Origin of the sequence: Paenibacillus polysaccharolyticus (genome assembly GCF_900102085.1) — a bacterium.
Taxonomy (GTDB): domain Bacteria; phylum Bacillota; class Bacilli; order Paenibacillales; family Paenibacillaceae; genus Paenibacillus; species Paenibacillus polysaccharolyticus.
In genome coordinates this window covers 80,111-98,309 of the sequence record NZ_FMVM01000003.1, presented here as the reverse complement: position 1 = coordinate 98,309, position 18,199 = coordinate 80,111, and the positions used below count along the sequence as shown (strand labels likewise).

Genomic DNA, 18,199 nt, shown 5'->3' with positions numbered 1-18,199 from the left:
GATAGGAGCAGTCTCATCTTATGAGTTTATTGTCAGTAGAGAACGTCAGTCACAATTTTGGAGACCGTACGTTATTTAAAAATGTTTCGTTTCGTCTGCTTGCTGGAGAACGAGTGGGTTTGGTTGGAGCTAATGGTGCCGGAAAATCAACCCTAATGAATATTCTCACCGGAAAATTGCTTAAGGATAGCGGTAAAGTGGAATGGACGCCAAAAGTTCGATATGGCTATTTGGATCAACATACGAAGTTAACACCAGGCAAGACCATTCGTGATGTGCTTAAAGATGCTTTTTTGCCGCTACTGGAACTGGAGAAGCAAATGATGGCCATTACGGATCAGATGGCTGATGCCGATCCAGACAAACTTGAGCAGTTGCTTGAAGAAATGGGAGATATTCAGGAACAGCTTGAACAGGGCGATTTTTATCTGATTGATGTGAAAGTGGAAGAAATGGCAAACGGTTTGGGATTAAATGCAATTGGCCTTGATCGGGATGTTGCAGCTCTCAGTGGTGGACAACGTACGAAAGTCCTGCTTGCAAAATTGTTGTTGGAGAAACCCACTGCCCTTTTGTTGGATGAGCCGACAAATTATCTGGATGTAGAGCATATTGAGTGGCTAACTAGATATTTGAAAGACTACCCATATGCTTTTCTATTGATTTCCCATGATACAGAGTTCATGAATGAAGTGGTTAATGTCATTTATCATCTGGAATTTGCTAAATTGACGCGTTATGCGGCCAACTATGAGAAATTTCTTGAAATGGCAGATATGCAGAAAGCACAGCATATTGATGCCTATGAGAAGCAACAGGAATACATCAAAAAGCAGGAAGATTTCATTCAACGCAACAAAGCTCGAGCTTCGACCTCTGGTCGAGCGAAAAGCCGGGAAAAACAACTTGGAAAGGTCGAGCGAATTGATCGACCAGACGAAGCAGCAAAACCAACATTTAAGTTCAAGGATGCCCGCGCAAGCAGCAAAACCGTTTTTGAAGGTATTGATTTTGAGATCGGTTATACGTATCCATTACTACCTAAGATGACCATGACGATTGAACGTGGTGAAAAGATCGCGATTGTGGGGTGCAACGGGGTAGGTAAATCAACACTGCTTAAAACGATCTTGGGTAAAATAGCGCCAATTAGCGGAAAAACGTTTCTTGGAGATTATTTGGAGACGGCATACTTTGAACAGGAAGTACGAGCCGGGAATATTACACCGATCGATGATGTATGGAACGAGTTTTCACATCTAACGCAGAACGAGGTGCGAGGACATCTTGCACGTTGCGGGCTCAAAAATGAGCATATTACGCGTCCGCTTAACATGCTAAGCGGGGGAGAGCAAGCCAAAGTCCGTTTGTGCAAACTGTTGATGCGGGAGAGCAACTGGGTCTTGTTTGATGAGCCGACGAACCATCTGGATGTAACGGCGAAGGCTGAGCTACAGCGGGCACTGAAGGAATATAAAGGAACCGTTTTGCTTGTATCGCACGAACCGGATTTTTATGAAGGCTGGGTCACCAAAACGTGGGATGTAGAAGAGTGGTCCGAAAAAGCACGATGACAAAAAAAACCGGTTGTGGTAATATAGGCTACAACTTCATATGAACACTAGGGGGGCCGCACGATGCGGCTGAGATGGAAGAATGCGATTCCGGACCCTTTGCACCTGATCTGGATCATACCAGCGTAGGGAAGTGGCGCGTTTCAGCGAAAACGATAGTAAATGATTCTTAACGTAAGAACAGGATCTTATTACATCGTGATGCCAAGCGGTTCAATATCAAAATAAACAGTTATCGATTTGACTATCAAACTGTTTAACAGGTATTTTTCAGACGCTTGTGATTGAACTGAACCTTTGTTTATACGCAGCCACTCCCCTACGGGAGTGGCTTTTTTGGTTTTATATTTGTCATTACTACTTCTCCAAGCCTGTAGCTGAAAGGAGCGAGAACGAGATTGCATACCTTGATGTTGTTTGATTATGATGCTCATGAATCAGGTAAAACTTCAACAGACCAGTGGTACAAGCGGACAGATAAATCTGTACCAACGTGTGGACTAGAGCAAGATTTTTTTGAGTTACATGTGATATCTACGAATAAAGCGGAACAGTCAGCCATGTTGAAGGCAGCCAAAGATATTTGGCCTTATGTGCATTACATTCATATCCGGGAAAAGCAACTCTCGCAACAGGAATGTTTTAACTGGGCCAAATTGATGGCAGAGGCGGGTGTTCCAGCTTCCCGCATTGTAATCAACGGTGCGAACCTATATTCGTCAGGCTATTTTTATCAAGGAGTACATTGGAGCCAAGATATGCTGGAAAGGGCAAAAGTAATGGTAAAGCCCGAGAACAAGCATGATTTGAGGCTCCGGTTGGGGATATCGGTGCATTCGTTGCATGAAGCGAGAAATGCCGAAGAGTATGGCGCGGATTACCTTTTTTTCGGGCATGTGTACGCAAGTGCAAGCAAACCGGATTCTGTAGCGAGGGGATTAGATGCATTATCGGAAGTGTGCTCCAGTGTCAAGGTACCTGTTATTGCAATTGGGGGGATTCAGCCGGATAACATTCGGGCCGTCAGGTCTGCGGGAGCCAGGGGTGCTGCTGTGATCTCAAGTGTGTTAAAACATGCAAACCCTGCTCATGCTGCTGCGCTTCTTAAACAGGCTGTGGAAGCGGTGAAGTGAATGTTTCTCTCGATCAAAAAGTTGGAAATAACGCCAACCTAATAAGATCGGAATGTTGTTCAAACAAGGAGATGACAAAATGGTACAGAGAGGACCGAGTCAACCCGAGGAAGTGATCGACTCATCGTGTGAACAAGATAAGTTTAAGCGGCTACCGCTATCCGAAACTTTAACTAAGAAACCAGAAACCTTTCATGCAGAAACAATCATTGTGGGCGGTGGAGTCATAGGCTGTGCGATTGCTTTTGAACTGGCATCCCGAGGTCAGGAAGTACTGCTTGTTGAGCAGTCGGAGATTGCCAGCGGAGCTTCATGTGCAGCTGCCGGCATGCTGGCAGCAGATAGTGAGGATTTTGCTCATCCACTCATGGCACAAGCCGCATATGACAGTAGGGAATTACTTCATAAGCACAAAGAGCAGATATCCGCTTTAACAGGTATGGATCTTGGCTTAAGGCGCAACGGATTTATCACACCGTTTCGTTCATACGGTGATCTAAGTAAATACAAGGATAAACGAAATACCACTTCCGGAGTGCAGCAACTTTGGTGGGATCGAAGCACAGTGCAACGAGAAGCGTTGTGGTTGAATCGGGATACGTACGGCGCTTATTACCGATCATTGGAGAGCGAAGTGTTGCCCGTGTCATTGACAAGAGCTTATGCGAGGTCAGCTGAAATGATGGGTGCCCGCATTTTGGAAGGAGTTCAAGATGTTCAGCTGATCGTAGATAAGCATGGTGTTCAAGGGATTAAAACGGCTAAGGGAGAGATGTGTTGCAAACATATCATCATAGCTGCTGGTTTACACGGGGAGCAACTCATGCATCAAGTGGGGGTCGTTTTGCCTTCAAGTCCGGTGAAAGGTGAAATGTTGGCCGTTCGGTTTACTACAGATCAGGCTGGAGGCAGACCCGATCGCACGGTATATGCAGAAGATGTCTATATTGTTCCGAAAGCAAACGGAGAGGTATGGATCGGCGCAACCAGTTTACCAGGAAGAAAAGATCACAGCGTATCGGCAAATAGTATGCAACGATTGCTTGGAGCGGCAAGTTATTGGGTTCCGGGAATCAAGGAGGCGGACTTTGTGCGGGCATGGGCAGGTATAAGACCTTCCACCCCTGATGGGCTGCCGTATATAGGCAAATGTGAAGGGATTTCAGGCTTGTATGCAGCGTATGGACATTTTCGTAATGGGATATTGCTTAGTGCAATAACAGGTCGCTGGATCGCAGACATGGTAGAGGGCAAGAGTGCCGAAGAGATCGGGATCGAAGCATTTTCGCCTGAACGATTGAACAGAAAGGGGGTTATGTCGTGAACATTATCGTGAACGGCCAAAAGATGGAGGTTGAAGACGAGTTAAATCGTGTCGACAAATTACTGCAATCATTTAACTTACAAGTGAAAACCGTGGTGGTTGAGTTGAATCGCAATATTTTGACCAAAGATCACCATGGAACAACAACGCTAAGAGAAGGAGATCGGATTGAGATTGTTCATTTTGTCGGAGGCGGCTAAGCAAAGTGATTCACAGGCGTCGTTGAATCTTGTTGATTGAGTAGTTGGTAGTTGATACTTGCTAAAACCTAGGAGGTTGAAAGATGTTAACGATTGGTAAATACTCGTTTGAGTCAAGGTTGTTGCTTGGAACAGGCAAGTTCAGCGATATGGAAGTACAGAGTCAGGCTGTGGAAGCTTCAGGTACCCAGGTGCTGACCTTTGCTGTACGTCGTCTGAATCTGAAGGAGACGGGCAAGCAACACTTTCTGGATACGCTGGATCTGAGCAAATACACATTGCTACCCAATACGGCGGGTGCTTCGACTGCGGAAGAAGCCGTAAGGATCGCTGAGCTTGCGCGAGCTTCGGGGCTTTGTGATATGATAAAAGTCGAAGTCATCGGAGACGGAGTGACGTTACTCCCTGATCCGCTTGAAACGTACAAGGCTTGTAGCATTTTGCTCGAAAAAGGATTCACCGTGTTGCCCTATATTTCGGACGACGTTATTTTAGCTAAACGGCTTCAATTGCTTGGTGTACATGCAGTCATGCCTGGAGCTTCGCCAATTGGAGCAGGTAGAGGGATCATTAACCCTTATAATCTCGAAATCATCATAGAGCAAGCGGCAGTGCCTGTTATTGTAGATGCAGGGTTACGCTCTCCCAAAGATGCTGCTTATGCCATGGAACTTGGGGCGGATGGTGTATTGCTTAACACAGCCGTATCTGGATCAGATGATCCGGTTGCCATGGCAAAAGCGATGCGGCTTGGGGTCGAAGCGGGCAGACTGGCGTATACGGCAGGCATGATTCCGGTGAAACGTTATGCAGCAGCAAGCAGTCCGGTGGAAGGAATGGTTCATACATGACAGATCAGTTACATCATACGGAGCAGAGTGATCGTTATTCCAGACAGGAACGATATGCTCCGCTCGGTAAAGAAGGTCAAGCGAGGTTAAAAGACAGCAAAGTTTTAATTATCGGAGCCGGCGCACTTGGAACAGGTATTGCAGAAACGCTAGTGCGTTCCGGTGTCGGACAAATTACCATTGTAGATCGGGACTATGTGGAGTGGAGTAACCTCCAGCGGCAACAACTTTATGTTGAACAAGATGCGATTGAGCGTATGCCCAAGGCGATGGCGGCTGTCAAACGTTTAACAGAAATCAATTCAAGCGTTCGCATCGAAGCCAAAGTGATGGATGTGCGCGTGGATGAACTTGAAGAGCTAGTGGAGCATACCGATTTAATCATGGATGCAACGGATAATTTTGATACAAGATTACTGATTAATGATATGGCACAGAAACACAATATACCTTGGATATACGGAGGATGTGTGGGTAGCTATGGCATTACGTATACGTTTTTGCCTGGCGAAACACCTTGCTTAAACTGCCTCTTAGGAGAAGTACCACTTGGTGGGGATACTTGTGATACGTCGGGCATCATTCCTCAAGCGGTGCAAATGGTGACAGCCAATCAGACAGCAGAAGCGATGAAGTTGCTAAGTGGTAACACAGCTGCTCTTCGGCGTAAATTGTTGTCATTTGATGTGTGGAGGAACGAGTACATATCCATTAATGTAGATGGGGCAAAAAAGCAAGAATGTGCATCATGTAGCCCAGCGGCTACGTACCCGTTTCTTTCTGCATCCAATCTGGAGAAAACCGATGTGTTATGTGGTAGGGATACTGTTCAGATTCGTCCTGCGCGCCGCATACAACTGGACCTTCCGCAGACAGCAGATCGATTGGAACGGCTTGGTGAAGGAAAAGTGGAAATGAATCCTTTTCTGGTGTCATTCACAACAGGTCAACATCGATTGGTCATTTTTCAGGATGGTCGTGTGCTTGTTCATGGCACAAAAGATACGTCTGAAGCGCGTACGCTGGTTCATCGATATTTTGGCTAAACCACATCAATTACTTGTAATATCAAAACTCATTCATTGACAAGTCTGTTCCCCGCGGGGATGGACTTTTTCTTTTTATGGCATCCTAACGGTACAATCCATGCCAAGTAGCAACGGAAACCAGACGGGCCGGGTGAGAAATGATGAAAACAGCTATCATATTAGTGGGTACTGGGGATTTAATGGGCCGTATAGAGCGTATCATGCAAGACGAGGGTTATGAGGTGAAGCATGTAGAATGGTATGAGTTGAACGACATAGAGGACTTTAGGGCTGTTCGTCCGCATTTGATTATTTTGGTGGATCGAGAGTCTGAGGATATGCATCAGAGTGAACAGGATAAAATTGCATTGAAGCGGTGGATGAATCCGAGTGTATCCACGCCTCTAATCGTAATTATTCCTGAAGTTTCGCCGCAACGGGTCATTGATTGGCTTGATTTTGGAGCGAATGATGTAATGGAGGAGCCTCTTCATTGGAAGGTTATGCTTGCGAGAATTCGTAGCTTGCTCCGGTTGTTTGCCAGTGCTTCCCATGAAGGTGAGGAAATGATTATAGTTCAAGACCTCAGAATTAATCTGCGTTCGCGTAGAGTGAGTCGTGGAGGGCAATATTTGAACCTGACCCCGAAAGAATATGAATTATTGGAGTTTTTAGCCTTGCATTTGAATGAAGCCTGCACACGGGGAGATATTTTGCGCGATGTGTGGGGATATGAGTTTGCCATGGATACGAACGTTGTTGATGTTTACATTAAACACCTACGGGTGAAAGTGGATAAAGGCAGAGAGGTGAAGTTAATCCAGACGGTTCGAGGGATAGGTTATATGTTGGTGGATAGCTGATTTTTAAATATTCCACCATTCTCCAGTTTGAAACAAGGATTAATCCGGGTATTTAAAGGATAGGATGATATGAAAAAACCGGATCAATTGATCCGGTCGTCAGTTTAAATTATAAAGGCAGATGGACTAAAGGACGCGGCGAGCTGTAATGTAAGTTCTTTTCCACGTACCGGAGTTCAGATCAGACAGGGTTACACCTGGAGAGCCGTACGTGTGAAGAATTTTACCGTTTCCAGCATACACACCAACGTGAGTAATGTTAGAACCCGTAGAGCGGCTGCCGCTCGAGAAGAACACCATGTCACCAACACGAAGGTTGGCTTTAGAGACGAATTTACCTTCTTTGGATTGTTGTACGGAAGTGCGCGGAAGATCTACACCATATTTTTTGAAAATGTACTTCATAAAAGAAGAACAGTCAAAGTATCTGGTTGTCGTTGTTGAAGCACCAAATTTATATGGAGTTCCAGTGAATTTTTTACCATAGTTTACAATTTGCTGTCCTGTTGATACGGATGCCGTTGCGGCTTGTGCAACAGGTGCATTTGTCATTAATACAGCTCCAAAACCTAGTGTAGCGCACAACCCGACGGTTACGGCCTTTTGGATGAAGAAGTTTGTTTTCATGTAGTTAGTACCTCCAAAATTCGTTTTCGTTAAGTTGCTAGAGCGAGTATAACAGGTTTGTAACACCCTAGAAATTGGATACATAAGCAAAAAGGTTGATAGGACAGTACTTTAGATGTAATTATTAAAATACGATTAAAAATGTCAAAAAATTAATCATTGACGAATCCAGAAATGACTATAAAACAAAAATCCCCTTGATAATCAAGGGGATTTCTTCATTTAATTTGATTTGGGAAACAAAATAACAGGTTACAAAAACGTAATAATTAAGCGTTGAGCTGTGGGTTTTGACTCGTATTAACTTAAAAAATGCCTTACTAATATAGTATTTAGTGTTCAGTCTTTGCTTTGAATAATAAGTAACAGGCCGCTATCAATCGTAACTGTGCCCGACTTGTCCAATAGCTTGTTACTGATCCCTAAGGATTGTCCCATACGTATAGTAGCGTGATCCAAAGGGTACATGAATCCTTCCAGGCATATCCCTGTGACCTCATGTGTTAATGGAAGCAAAGAGACATAGGTAAAACCGCGTTGTTCGACAACAGCACTCGAAGTGGTTAACGTCATATAATTGTGCTCATCTTGAAGCGCACATGAGATATGATGTTGCATAGCACGAACCATGATATGAACATTGGCGAGGGTGTGATCCATTCGTGTGCCCGTTGCGCCAAAGATGAGAATATGAGTAGGTTCATGATCCAGAGCTGTTTCAAATGCCATTTCGGTATCTGTCAAATCTTTATGGATCGGATCACAAGCAATGAATTCTACACTGTTACTGTTTACGATCTCTCGTTCTTCTTCCGTTATAGAATCGAAGTCTCCCACTGCGATGTGCGGTTGGATACCATGTTCGATTAAATACAAGGCTCCGCGGTCTGCCGCAATAATAACGTCATCGGGCTGAATCTCCTGAAGGAATTCCTGCGTGAGTTGACCACCTGTGAAGATGACAATACGTTTATAATCCATTCTATTTCATCCTTCCTTATTTATAGAGGGACACCCTTTGATTTTCTAATTGAAGCCAAATCCTGCGCTAAGCTATAAAACTATACACCAAACCAGTATAATCGACAAAATGTGGTTGCACAATTTCCGTACTCGCGGATACAATGGGGAGAGCGACATGGAGATGACTTGAAAAGTGAGGTTTGAACAGGTTGGACTTACACATTTTTGAAGTATTCAGCATTATCGGTACGATCGCATTTGCAATGTCCGGTGCATTTGTAGCTATGGAAGAGGAATATGATATTTTGGGTGTATTGGTACTTGGGCTTGTGACAGCATTCGGAGGCGGAGTGATCCGGAATGTGCTTATTGGCGTGCCTGTAACAACATTATGGAGTCAGGGCTCGTTAATCATGCTTGCGCTGGTTTCTGTAGCTGTTGCTTTTGTATTGCCCTTGAAGTGGATTAGTCACTGGAAACGGACTGAAGCTTTGTTTGATGCAATTGGACTGGCTGCCTTTGCAATTCAGGGCGGATTGTATGCGGCTAATATGGGTCATCCCATCAGTGCTGTAATCGTTGCAGCTGTACTGACGGGAATTGGTGGAGGAATCATTCGGGATCTTCTTGCCGGACGTAAACCACTTGTTCTTCGTGACGAGATCTATGCGGTATGGGCAATGGCAGCGGGGTTTGCCATCGGAATGGGCTGGTTTACAACAAACATTGGTTTGCTGATCTGTTTTGCAACAGTTGTCTTTTTCCGGATGTGTTCCGTGCACTACAAATGGAAGCTGCCGCGCCGCTCGTTGACGCCTAACGAAACCGTCGTTTTGAAGCCGGAGAAACTTATTCCGCAACATGCACCATCCGTAATTCAAGGGACTTTGAGCAAGGGGGAGTAACTTATCATGATTAACGTTGTATTTGTATGTCTCGGTAACATTTGCAGATCCCCTATGGCGGAAGCAGTAATGCGTCATAAAGTGATGGAGAAGGGGCTTGTGGAACAGATTCGGATTGATTCGGCTGGTACAGGCAACTGGCATGTGGGCAAACCTCCGCATGAGGGTACCCGTAAGTTGCTTGATGGTTATCAAATCTCTTATGCCAACATGACAGCAAGACAATTTGTGAGTGCAGACTTCACTGAATTTGATTACATTATATGTATGGATAATTCCAATGCAGAGAATGTACGTAGCCTGCCAGGTGGAGAAGAGGCAGAGATTATCAAGTTCATGGATTTGCTGCCGAACGAAAAGCTGAGAGAAGTGCCTGATCCGTATTACACAGGGAACTTTGAAGAAGTGTACGAGCTGGTGAACGCAGGTTGCGATGTCTTGCTGAACAGAATTCAAGAAGAGCATCCTTTAACCTGATCTTAATTAGATAAAATACAAGCCAAGCTTGAGTAGCTCATTATGATTGGTGAAATGGCAAAGAAGCAGGAACAGAACGAATTAGAACTCCTGCTTCTTTTTCAGGGCATGAATGTAAGCGGTAACAACGCATTGTCCAAAAAATCGAAAAAGAAAAGCGGCTATGCAGCCGCCTGTTCAACGAAATATTTAATTGTAGCTAGAACCTTTTAGCCATTCCTGCATTAACTTTTTGAGACAATCTTCTATTAACCTTCTTGTAAAAAGTAAAGCAAGGCATCAGGCAGTTCATTTTGCCAGAAGCCCCATTGGTGATTCCCGTCTTTTTCCTGATAGGAGACGAGAGCACCACGTTTCTCCAGCAGATCACGAGTATCCCGGCTCAGCTGTACAAAATCATACGTTCCGGTATCGGCTTCAAAGGCCGTCTCCTGCAAACCAACAATCATCCAGATCGACAGCCAGGACAAGTCTTCGGCCGCAGCATAAATTTCCTGAGAAGCGGAGTAGAATGCACCAGACATGCTGATAACGCGGGTGAACAGCTCAGGATATTTCAGTGCAAGATGCAATGAAACACTGCCTCCCAATGAATCACCAGCAAGAACACGTTCCTGCGGAGAGCGTCTTACAGGATATTTCTCTTCGACATAGGGAATAATCTCTTCTGCAAAGCACTTCGTATAAGCTTCAAACCGACTGCCAAAGGGAGCATACTCCTGCGTCCTTACAGAGACGTCCACTTGAACCCCTACAATAATGAAAGGTTCGGCGCCTTCATCCAAAATGATGCGGTTAGCTGTGGTAGCGATTCGGCCAAAGTTGAAAAACTCTTCGCCATCCTGACAATAAACGACAGGGTAGCTAAGCAGTTCGTTATAGCCTGGGGGGAGATAAATACGTAAGGTTCGTTTCTCGCCGAGATAACGGCTTTCAATCTCTTCCTTAACAATTGTACGTTTCAAATAGCGGGAATCCGTCATAAAACGTCACCTTTCCGGGTTATTTTTGCATTCACCCGCGCAATACGGTAAGATTAACCTGGTGCGGGGATGGGTCAAACACGCAATCATGTATTATGCTGTTATACCAATATTAAACCCCTGTTATACATACAATCCAAAAGGAAACATAAAAATATTACGGATTTCTTTGACGTATGCAGTGAAACAGGTGTATAATAATAATATAACAGCGGAACTTGATATTCAAATTTTTTGTTGAGGTGAAGAAAAAAATGAGCAAGGTTCCTTATGAAGTATACACGGAGGATGTAGAAGCTCTGTCCGTGCTGTCTCCTGACGGCGAAATTGTTAACAAAGACATGATGCCTAAGCTTTCCGACGATCAATTAAAAGAAATTATGTATCGCATGGTATTTACCCGTACTTGGGATGACCGTGCAGTAAACCTTGGCCGTCAAGGTCGTCTTGGTTTCTATGCTCCAGTATCTGGTCAAGAAGCTACAATGGTTGGTAGTGAATTTGCAATTGAAAAAGAAGACTTTGTATGTCCTGGCTATCGTGACATTCCGCAACTCGTATGGCATGGACTTCCTCTTTATCAAGCATTCTTGTACTCCCGTGGACACCAACATGGTGGACAAATCCCGGACGGCGTTAACGTATTGATGCCGCAAATCATCATTGGTGCTCAAATTCTGCACGCAATGGGTATTGCTATGGGTTACAAATTGAAGAAACAAAAACAAGTGGTTATCACTTACACAGGTGATGGCGGATCTTCCGAAGGTGACTTCTATGAAGGTCTGAACTACGCTGGTGTTTACAAACTGCCAGTTATCTTCTTTGTACAAAACAATGGTTATGCCATCACAACTCCTTTTGCTAAACAAACAGCAGCTCTGTCCATCGCTCATAAAGCGGTAGCAGCAGGGATCAAAGGTGTTAAAGTTGACGGTATGGACATCTTCGCTGTTATCAAAGCGGTTCAGGAAGCTGCTGAACGCGGACGTAACGGAGAAGGCGCTACTTTGATCGAAGCGGTAACTTATCGTTTCCGTCCACACTCCCTTTCTGATGATGCTTCCAAGTATCGTACGAAAGAAGAAGAGGCTGAGTGGAGCGAAAAAGATCCAATCGCACGTTTCGCTAAATATCTGGAGAAAAAAGGTCTGTGGACTGAAGAAGATACAGCACGTGTGAAAGAAGAAGCAAAAGCAAAAGTGAACGAAGAGATCAAAAAAGCGGAAAAAACCGAGAAAATGACGATTTCAGGCTTGATCGACAGCATGTTCGAACAAACGCCTAAGCACTTGGAAGAGCAAAAAGCTGATTTCCAATAAGTTTTTTCCGATAAAGCATAAACATCCGGCGCCGGTAATGGTGTCTCGGTATACATGTATGAATTCAAATGTGAACTGTCAATGTTTAAGGAGGAAATGAAGCAAATGGCACAATTGAACATGAAAGAAGCAATTCGTGATGCGCTTCGCGTAGAGTTGAAACGTGATCCTAACGTTCTGCTTTTCGGTGAAGACGTAGGTAATGTAGGCGGCGTTTTCCGTGTAACGGAAGGCTTGCAAAAAGAGTTTGGCGAAGAGCGTGTATTTGATACACCACTGGCTGAATCCGCAATCGGCGGTCTGGCTGTAGGTTTGGGTATTCAAGGCTTCCGTCCGGTAGCTGAGATTCAATTCGTAGGTTTTATCTTTGAAGCCCTTGACCAAATGGTAGTTCAAGCTGCTCGTATGCGTTTCCGCTCTGGCGGCAAATACAATTCTCCGATCGTATTCCGTACACCATTCGGTGGCGGCGTAAAAGCGGCAGAATTGCACACAGACTCTCTGGAAGGTTTGCTCACGCAAACTCCGGGTATTAAAGTGGTAGTTCCTTCTAACCCTTACGATGCAAAAGGTCTGATGATCGCTTCCATCCGTGACAACGATCCAGTATTCTTCATGGAGCACTTGAACCTGTACCATGCTTTCCGTGCAGAAGTTCCTGAAGAAGACTATGTTGTTGAACTGGGTAAAGCGAACGTTGTTCGTGAAGGTTCCGATGTTACCATCGTTACTTACGGTATGATGGTTCATACTTCTGTAAAAGCTGCAGAAGAGCTTGAAAAACAAGGGATCAAAGTTGAAGTGATCGACCTTCGTACGATCAGCCCGATCGATATCGATACAGTTGTTGCTTCCGTTAAGAAAACAAACCGTGCAATCGTTGTACAAGAAGCTCAAAAGAGCGCAGGTGTTGCAGCTGAAGTCATTGCGCAAATCAATGAAAAAGCAATCCTGCACTTGGAAGCACCGGTTCTGCGTGTAGCTGGCCCGGATACGGTATATCCTTTTGCACAAATCGAAGATACATGGTTGCCTAACCCGGCGCGTATCGTTGCTGCGGTTAACAAAGTCATGAACTTCTAATATCAATCATCTGACATGCCGCAAGGCGCAGTATGGTGATTCACATCGCAGCGCAGCTGCACTGTAAACAGCCATTAGCCCCTTGATTGACAGTTATTTGCACTCGCAGTAACAGTTAGTTTGTGGAGCTAAGGGTTGTTTTCAGGATGGAGCAAATAATCAAGGAGGTTTTTCAGTTGGCTAAATTTGAATATAAATTCCCTGAACTGGGCGAAGGCCTTCACGAAGGCGAAATCATCAAGATGCACATCAAAGTTGGGGACAAAGTAACTGACGACGATATCATCATGGAAGTACAGAACGACAAGGCGGTTGTTGAAGTTCCTTGTCCGGTAAACGGAACAGTAACTGAAGTTTTCGCTAAAGACGGTCAAGTCTGCCACGTTGGTGAAGTTGTAGCGGTTATCGATGCAGAAGGCGAACTGCCTGAGCAAGACGACGCTCCCGCTGAGGACCAAGGTGCACAAGAGAAAGACGCAGCACAAGGTGGAGCTGATACTAGCGGTTCTTCTGCGGCAGCTTCAAGCTCCAATGCAGCTCAAGAAGGCGGCAACAACAGCGTTCCTGCAGTTCCTGCAAAAGACGTTTTGGCTACGCCAAGCGTTCGCAAATTTGCTCGTGAGCAAGGTGTAGACATCGCTCAGGTTAACGGCACTGGCAACAACGGTAAAGTAACCAAAGAAGATGTAGAATCCTTCAAAAACGGTGGCGGATCTTCCGCAGCGGCAACTTCTTCTGACGCTCCGGCTCAAGAAGAGAAAAAATCCGCAGCACCTGCAGCTGCAGCAGCTGATCAACGCCTTGAAGAAGAGCGCGTACCTTTCAAAGGTATCCGTAAAGCGATCTCCAATGCAATGGTTAAATCGGCTTACACTGCACCTCACGTTACAATCATGGACGAAGTGGACGTAACTGAACTGGTTGCATTCCGTACTCGCATGAAACCAATCGCAGAGAAAAAAGGCACAAAAGTGACTTACTTGCCATTCATCGTTAAAGCATTGGTTGCAGCTTCCCGTCAATTCCCAGCGTTGAACGCAATGATTGATGAAGAAGCAAATGAAATTGTGTACAAAAAATACTACAACATCGGTATCGCTACAGATACAGACAACGGCCTGATCGTTCCTGTAATCAAAGATGCTGATCGTAAATCCATCTGGATGATCGCTGATTCCATTCGTGATCTGGCAGCTCGTGGACGCGATGGCAAACTGAGCGCGAATGAAATGAGAGGAAGCACAATCTCCATCAGTAACATCGGTTCTGCTGGCGGTATGTTCTTCACTCCAATCATCAACTTCCCAGAAGTTGCTATCTTGGGTACAGGACGCATCAGCGAAAAAGCGGTTATCAAAAATGGCGAAGTTGTTGCAGCACCTGTAATGGCACTGTCCTTGAGCTTCGACCACCGTATCATCGATGGCGCAACAGCACAAAACTTTATGAATTACATTAAACAGCTGCTCGCTAACCCTGAGTTGCTTGTTATGGAGGTGTAAGATATGGTAGTAGGCGACGCTTCTCTCAATATCGACACATTAGTAATTGGTGCAGGACCTGGCGGCTATGTAGCTGCCATCCGTGCTGCACAACTGGGCCAAAGCGTATTGATCGTAGACAAATCCGAGCTGGGCGGCGTATGTTTGAACCGTGGATGTATCCCATCCAAAGCTCTGATCTCTGCTGCACATCAATATGAGTCTGCTCTTCACGGCGAAGCTTTTGGTATCTCCGCTGAGAACGTTAAAGTAGACTTCAGCAAAACTCAAGAATTCAAAAACGGCGTTGTTAAGAAAATGACTGGCGGCGTAGCTGGTTTGCTCAAAGGCAACAAAGTTGAAGTTTTCAACGGTGAGTGCATGTTCATCAACGAAAACGAAGCTCGTGTATTCAACGATCACGAGTCACCACGTTACAAGTTCAAAAATGCAATCATTGCAACAGGTTCCCGTCCAATTGAATTGAAACCTTTCCCGTTTGGCGGACGCATCTTGTCTTCGACAGAAGCATTGAACTTGCCTGAAGTACCAAAAAGCATGATCGTAATCGGTGGCGGTTATATCGGCGCTGAGCTTGGTCAAATGTACTCCAAATTCGGTGCTAAAGTAACAATCATCGAAGGTTTGGATACGGTACTGCCAGGTTTCGATAAAGACATGACTAGCCTTGTAGCTAAAAACATGAAGAAAACAGGTATCGAAATCGTAACGGGTGCAAAAGCGGAAAGCGCTGAGCAAACGGATAAAGATGTAACTGTTAAATATTCTGTAAATGGTGAATCCAAAGAAGTAACTGCAGATTACCTGCTCGTTACTGTAGGACGTCGTCCTAATACAGACGGAGAACTTGGTCTGGACATGATCGGTGTTGACGTTGACGAGCGCGGATTCGTTAAAGTTGACCACCAAGGTCGCACTAGCATCCCGCACATCTTCGCAATTGGTGATATCGTATCTGGTCTTGCTCTGGCACACAAAGCTTCTTATGAAGGTAAAGTGGCTGCCGAAGCAATCGCTGGACAACCATCTGTAGTAGACTACAAATGTATGCCAGCTGTTGTATTCACAGATCCTGAGTGCTCCAGCGTAGGTTACACGGAGAAAGAAGCAAAAGAAAAAGGTTACAAAGTAAAAGCAGGTAAATTCCCTTACGCGGGTAATGGCCGTGCAGTATCTTTGAACCATGCAGAAGGCTTCGTGAAAATCGTTGCTGACGAAGAAAGTGGCCTTGTATTGGGTTGCCAAATCGTTGGTCTGGAAGCTTCCAACTTGATTGCTGAGCTTGGTCTTGCAATCGAGATGGGCGCAACGTTGGAAGATCTGGCGCTTACTATTCACGCTCACCCAACTTTGGGCGAAATCGTGATGGAAGCAGCGGAATTGGTAATGGGTCACCCGATCCACATCATCTCCCGTTAAGATCATCGAAGTATCGGATTCGTCCGGCATTATATGTAGATTCGAAAGAGACGAGTGGCGCTAATTGCGTTGCTTGTCTCTTTTTTTTTGAGTTGTAATTGAGAAGATCAAGATATCGGTGTCCATAGAATGATAGAAGCATACACGCCTCAACTTGTTTAGCGAATTCATTTCTTCCTAGTACTCAATTGTGGTACACTTTAGTAATGAACAGACCTCTCGAAGTCTGTGGCCCAGATGGGTATGAGTGCGAAACATATATAGAGATGCGAGGAGATACCAACATGAAAAACTATCTCGATTTATTACAAGATATATTGGATAACGGGGTTCACAAAGGAGATCGTACCGGAACGGGCACACAATCCGTGTTTGGCCGACAGCTTCGTTATGATTTATCGAAAGGTTTTCCGCTTGTAACAACCAAACGAATTCACCTCAAATCCGTTATTCATGAGTTGTTATGGTTTTTGAGCGGGGATACGAATATTTCTTATCTGAAAGAAAATGGTGTGAAGATCTGGGATGACTGGGCAGACGAAAATGGCGATCTTGGACCGGTTTACGGCTCACAATGGCGGACATGGGAAGCGCCGAACGGGGAGAAAATAGATCAGATCGCTGCTGTAGTGGATTCAATCAAAAATAATCCCGATTCCCGCCGTCATCTGGTGAGTGCGTGGAATGTAGCCGAAATTAACAACATGAAATTACCGCCTTGTCATTTTGCGTTTCAGTTTTATGTGGCGGAGGGTAAACTATCTTGTATGCTGACGATGCGCTCCGTGGATACCTTCCTTGGTTTACCGTTTAATATAGCCAGTTATGCACTTCTGACACATATGATTGCACAGCAATGTGATCTGGAAGTGGGCGACTTCATCTGGTCTGGTGGTGATGTGCACATCTATTCCAATCATGTGGAGCAGGTGAAAACGCAACTAGAGCGCGAACCTTTTGCTTTGCCTAAGCTGGTGATCAAACGTAAGCCTGATTCGATTTTTGATTACAAATTTGAAGATTTTGAATTTGAAAATTATGAACATCATCCAGGTATCAAAGCACCGATTGCAGTATAAACACAATAACGTATTCGATGAAAGGGATGTGCAGCCTTTGAGTATTGAATTGGTATGGGCAATGGGAGAGAATGGTGTGATTGGACATCATAATTCTCTTCCTTGGCGATTGCCAAAAGATATGGCTTTTTTCAAGCAACAAACGATAAACAAAACGATAATTATGGGACGTAATACGTGGGAATCATTCGGCGGCAAGCCACTCCCTCACCGTCGTAATATTGTTGTGACTCGAGACTTGAATTATAGAGCGGATCAAGCAGAGATCGTACATACGATTGAAGAAGGTCTGAAGGCTGCTCAAGGTGAAGAACTTTGCGTAATTGGAGGTTCTCAGGTATATCGGGAGTTTCTACCGTTTGCGGATCGGCTTGTCGTCACCAAGATTCATGAGCAATTTGAGGGAGATACGTTTTTCCCGGAAGTGGACTGGAGCGAGTGGGAGTTAAAGAAGCAGATCGAAGGCGAGCAGGATGAGAAAAATGTATATCCTTTTACATTCGAGTTTTACGAGCGTAAACGTTAGAAAAACATGTAAAGACACTGAACACAGGAATTTTCCGTGAACAGTGTCTTTTTTAATATAATGTTTTGTATTGATTGTGAACAATCATTTCAAATCGTATTCCATTACATCAATATGACACATTGACTGGTGAATTTTGCATAATATACATTGGATCAACATTCGTTTATGGTCGAATAGTCTAAAAACTGTAGGAATTCAACGTTGTAAAGCTTTAAATTGAGCTTTATTTTCGTAAATGAGCATAAACTTCACTAAAAAGCTTGATTTTAATGACAATTTATCTTACATTTATATGACGTTATCGCTTTTTTTATTCTCAACTTTCGCTTGTAAAAAA

The 18,199-nt window shown here is 44.6% G+C and carries 19 protein-coding genes and 1 riboswitch; of the genes, 16 read left to right on the top strand and 3 right to left on the bottom strand.

What is annotated here, in order from left to right:
* Positions 1 to 20: 20 nt before the first annotated feature.
* The 7 genes from BLQ13_RS05100 to BLQ13_RS05070 all read left to right on the top strand — a co-directional run bounded on the left by BLQ13_RS05100 (position 21) and on the right by BLQ13_RS05070 (position 6,973).
* Entirely contained in the window at positions 21 to 1,574 is a 1,554-nt protein-coding gene (locus tag BLQ13_RS05100) for an ABC-F family ATP-binding cassette domain-containing protein (RefSeq protein WP_090916720.1), read from the top strand.
* A gap of 39 nt (positions 1,575 to 1,613) precedes the next feature.
* Positions 1,614 to 1,723, top strand: a riboswitch (TPP riboswitch).
* Between the two features lie 249 nt (positions 1,724 to 1,972).
* Entirely contained in the window at positions 1,973 to 2,707 is a 735-nt protein-coding gene (locus BLQ13_RS05095) for a thiamine phosphate synthase (protein WP_090916718.1), read from the top strand.
* Positions 2,708 to 2,786: 79 nt separating this feature from the next.
* Complete coding sequence (thiO, locus tag BLQ13_RS05090) at positions 2,787 to 4,031, top strand: glycine oxidase ThiO (protein WP_167375645.1); 1,245 nt, start codon at positions 2,787 to 2,789, stop codon at positions 4,029 to 4,031.
* Positions 4,028 to 4,231 (top strand): sulfur carrier protein ThiS, encoded by a 204-nt coding sequence (gene thiS, locus BLQ13_RS05085; protein WP_090916713.1) that lies wholly within the window; start codon positions 4,028 to 4,030, stop codon positions 4,229 to 4,231. Before thiO ends, thiS begins: the two co-directional genes overlap by 4 nt.
* An 83-nt stretch (positions 4,232 to 4,314) precedes the next feature.
* On the top strand, positions 4,315 to 5,082 hold the full coding sequence (locus tag BLQ13_RS05080; RefSeq protein WP_090916711.1) for a thiazole synthase: 768 nt from the start codon (positions 4,315 to 4,317) through the stop codon (positions 5,080 to 5,082).
* A complete protein-coding gene (locus BLQ13_RS05075) occupies positions 5,079 to 6,128 on the top strand; it encodes a ThiF family adenylyltransferase (protein WP_090916708.1) in 1,050 nt (349 codons plus the stop codon). Before BLQ13_RS05080 ends, BLQ13_RS05075 begins: the two co-directional genes overlap by 4 nt.
* Before the next feature lie 140 nt (positions 6,129 to 6,268).
* Positions 6,269 to 6,973: a response regulator transcription factor gene (locus BLQ13_RS05070; RefSeq protein WP_090916706.1), complete on the top strand. Its 705-nt coding sequence runs from the start codon at positions 6,269 to 6,271 to the stop codon at positions 6,971 to 6,973.
* Positions 6,974 to 7,099: 126 nt separating this feature from the next.
* Here BLQ13_RS05070 and BLQ13_RS05065 read toward each other — a convergent pair whose 3' ends face one another.
* Complete coding sequence (locus BLQ13_RS05065; protein ID WP_090916703.1) at positions 7,100 to 7,600, bottom strand: C40 family peptidase; 501 nt, start codon at positions 7,598 to 7,600, stop codon at positions 7,100 to 7,102.
* 339 nt (positions 7,601 to 7,939) lie between these two features.
* Positions 7,940 to 8,581, bottom strand: coding sequence for a thiamine diphosphokinase (locus tag BLQ13_RS05060; RefSeq protein WP_090916701.1), 642 nt, complete (start codon positions 8,579 to 8,581; stop codon positions 7,940 to 7,942).
* A gap of 191 nt (positions 8,582 to 8,772) precedes the next feature.
* Between BLQ13_RS05060 and BLQ13_RS05055 the strand changes: the two genes are divergently transcribed.
* The 3 genes from BLQ13_RS05055 to BLQ13_RS28420 are packed head-to-tail and all read left to right on the top strand — an operon-like array spanning position 8,773 to position 10,158.
* On the top strand, positions 8,773 to 9,468 hold the full coding sequence (locus BLQ13_RS05055; protein WP_090916699.1) for a trimeric intracellular cation channel family protein: 696 nt from the start codon (positions 8,773 to 8,775) through the stop codon (positions 9,466 to 9,468).
* Positions 9,469 to 9,474: 6 nt separating this feature from the next.
* Entirely contained in the window at positions 9,475 to 9,945 is a 471-nt protein-coding gene (locus BLQ13_RS05050) for a low molecular weight protein-tyrosine-phosphatase (protein ID WP_090916697.1), read from the top strand.
* Positions 9,946 to 9,987: 42 nt separating this feature from the next.
* Complete coding sequence (locus tag BLQ13_RS28420) at positions 9,988 to 10,158, top strand: hypothetical protein (RefSeq protein WP_167375644.1); 171 nt, start codon at positions 9,988 to 9,990, stop codon at positions 10,156 to 10,158.
* A gap of 35 nt (positions 10,159 to 10,193) precedes the next feature.
* On the opposite strand, the gene BLQ13_RS05045 is transcribed toward BLQ13_RS28420, so the two are convergent.
* Positions 10,194 to 10,928, bottom strand: coding sequence for an alpha/beta hydrolase (locus tag BLQ13_RS05045; protein ID WP_090916694.1), 735 nt, complete (start codon positions 10,926 to 10,928; stop codon positions 10,194 to 10,196).
* A gap of 254 nt (positions 10,929 to 11,182) precedes the next feature.
* On the opposite strand from BLQ13_RS05045, the gene pdhA reads away from it, so the two are divergent.
* The 6 genes from pdhA to BLQ13_RS05015 all read left to right on the top strand — a co-directional run bounded on the left by pdhA (position 11,183) and on the right by BLQ13_RS05015 (position 17,859).
* The gene (gene pdhA, locus BLQ13_RS05040; RefSeq protein ID WP_090916691.1) at positions 11,183 to 12,250 is read left to right on the top strand and encodes a pyruvate dehydrogenase (acetyl-transferring) E1 component subunit alpha; all 1,068 of its coding nucleotides are present in this window, start codon (positions 11,183 to 11,185) and stop codon (positions 12,248 to 12,250) included.
* A 105-nt stretch (positions 12,251 to 12,355) separates the two neighbouring features.
* Positions 12,356 to 13,333 (top strand): alpha-ketoacid dehydrogenase subunit beta, encoded by a 978-nt coding sequence (locus tag BLQ13_RS05035; protein ID WP_090916689.1) that lies wholly within the window; start codon positions 12,356 to 12,358, stop codon positions 13,331 to 13,333.
* 176 nt (positions 13,334 to 13,509) lie between these two features.
* The gene (locus tag BLQ13_RS05030; RefSeq protein ID WP_090916687.1) at positions 13,510 to 14,835 is read left to right on the top strand and encodes a dihydrolipoamide acetyltransferase family protein; all 1,326 of its coding nucleotides are present in this window, start codon (positions 13,510 to 13,512) and stop codon (positions 14,833 to 14,835) included.
* 3 nt (positions 14,836 to 14,838) lie between these two features.
* On the top strand, positions 14,839 to 16,254 hold the full coding sequence (lpdA, locus tag BLQ13_RS05025) for a dihydrolipoyl dehydrogenase (RefSeq protein ID WP_036613658.1): 1,416 nt from the start codon (positions 14,839 to 14,841) through the stop codon (positions 16,252 to 16,254).
* A 284-nt stretch (positions 16,255 to 16,538) separates the two neighbouring features.
* On the top strand, positions 16,539 to 17,333 hold the full coding sequence (gene thyA, locus BLQ13_RS05020; RefSeq protein WP_090916685.1) for a thymidylate synthase: 795 nt from the start codon (positions 16,539 to 16,541) through the stop codon (positions 17,331 to 17,333).
* A gap of 37 nt (positions 17,334 to 17,370) precedes the next feature.
* Positions 17,371 to 17,859 carry a dihydrofolate reductase gene (locus BLQ13_RS05015; protein ID WP_090917302.1) on the top strand — a complete coding sequence of 163 codons (489 nt, stop codon included), beginning with the start codon at positions 17,371 to 17,373 and terminating at the stop codon, positions 17,857 to 17,859.
* The last annotated feature ends 340 nt before the right edge of the window (positions 17,860 to 18,199 follow it).

What these genes read in the sequence shown, in the direction of transcription:
- lpdA (WP_036613658.1), top strand. Translation starts at nt 14,839, where the DNA reads ATGGTAGTAGGCGACGCTTCTCTCAATATCGACACATTAGTAATTGGT.
- thyA (WP_090916685.1), top strand. Translation starts at nt 16,539, where the DNA reads ATGAAAAACTATCTCGATTTATTACAAGATATATTGGATAACGGGGTT.
- BLQ13_RS05060 (WP_090916701.1), bottom strand. Translation starts at nt 8,581, where the DNA reads ATGGATTATAAACGTATTGTCATCTTCACAGGTGGTCAACTCACGCAG.
- BLQ13_RS05050 (WP_090916697.1), top strand. Translation starts at nt 9,475, where the DNA reads ATGATTAACGTTGTATTTGTATGTCTCGGTAACATTTGCAGATCCCCT.
- BLQ13_RS05065 (WP_090916703.1), bottom strand. Translation starts at nt 7,600, where the DNA reads ATGAAAACAAACTTCTTCATCCAAAAGGCCGTAACCGTCGGGTTGTGC.
- pdhA (WP_090916691.1), top strand. Translation starts at nt 11,183, where the DNA reads ATGAGCAAGGTTCCTTATGAAGTATACACGGAGGATGTAGAAGCTCTG.
- BLQ13_RS05045 (WP_090916694.1), bottom strand. Translation starts at nt 10,928, where the DNA reads ATGACGGATTCCCGCTATTTGAAACGTACAATTGTTAAGGAAGAGATT.
- BLQ13_RS05080 (WP_090916711.1), top strand. Translation starts at nt 4,315, where the DNA reads ATGTTAACGATTGGTAAATACTCGTTTGAGTCAAGGTTGTTGCTTGGA.
- BLQ13_RS05075 (WP_090916708.1), top strand. Translation starts at nt 5,079, where the DNA reads ATGACAGATCAGTTACATCATACGGAGCAGAGTGATCGTTATTCCAGA.
- BLQ13_RS05100 (WP_090916720.1), top strand. Translation starts at nt 21, where the DNA reads ATGAGTTTATTGTCAGTAGAGAACGTCAGTCACAATTTTGGAGACCGT.
- thiO (WP_167375645.1), top strand. Translation starts at nt 2,787, where the DNA reads ATGGTACAGAGAGGACCGAGTCAACCCGAGGAAGTGATCGACTCATCG.
- BLQ13_RS28420 (WP_167375644.1), top strand. Translation starts at nt 9,988, where the DNA reads ATGATTGGTGAAATGGCAAAGAAGCAGGAACAGAACGAATTAGAACTC.
- BLQ13_RS05035 (WP_090916689.1), top strand. Translation starts at nt 12,356, where the DNA reads ATGGCACAATTGAACATGAAAGAAGCAATTCGTGATGCGCTTCGCGTA.
- BLQ13_RS05070 (WP_090916706.1), top strand. Translation starts at nt 6,269, where the DNA reads ATGATGAAAACAGCTATCATATTAGTGGGTACTGGGGATTTAATGGGC.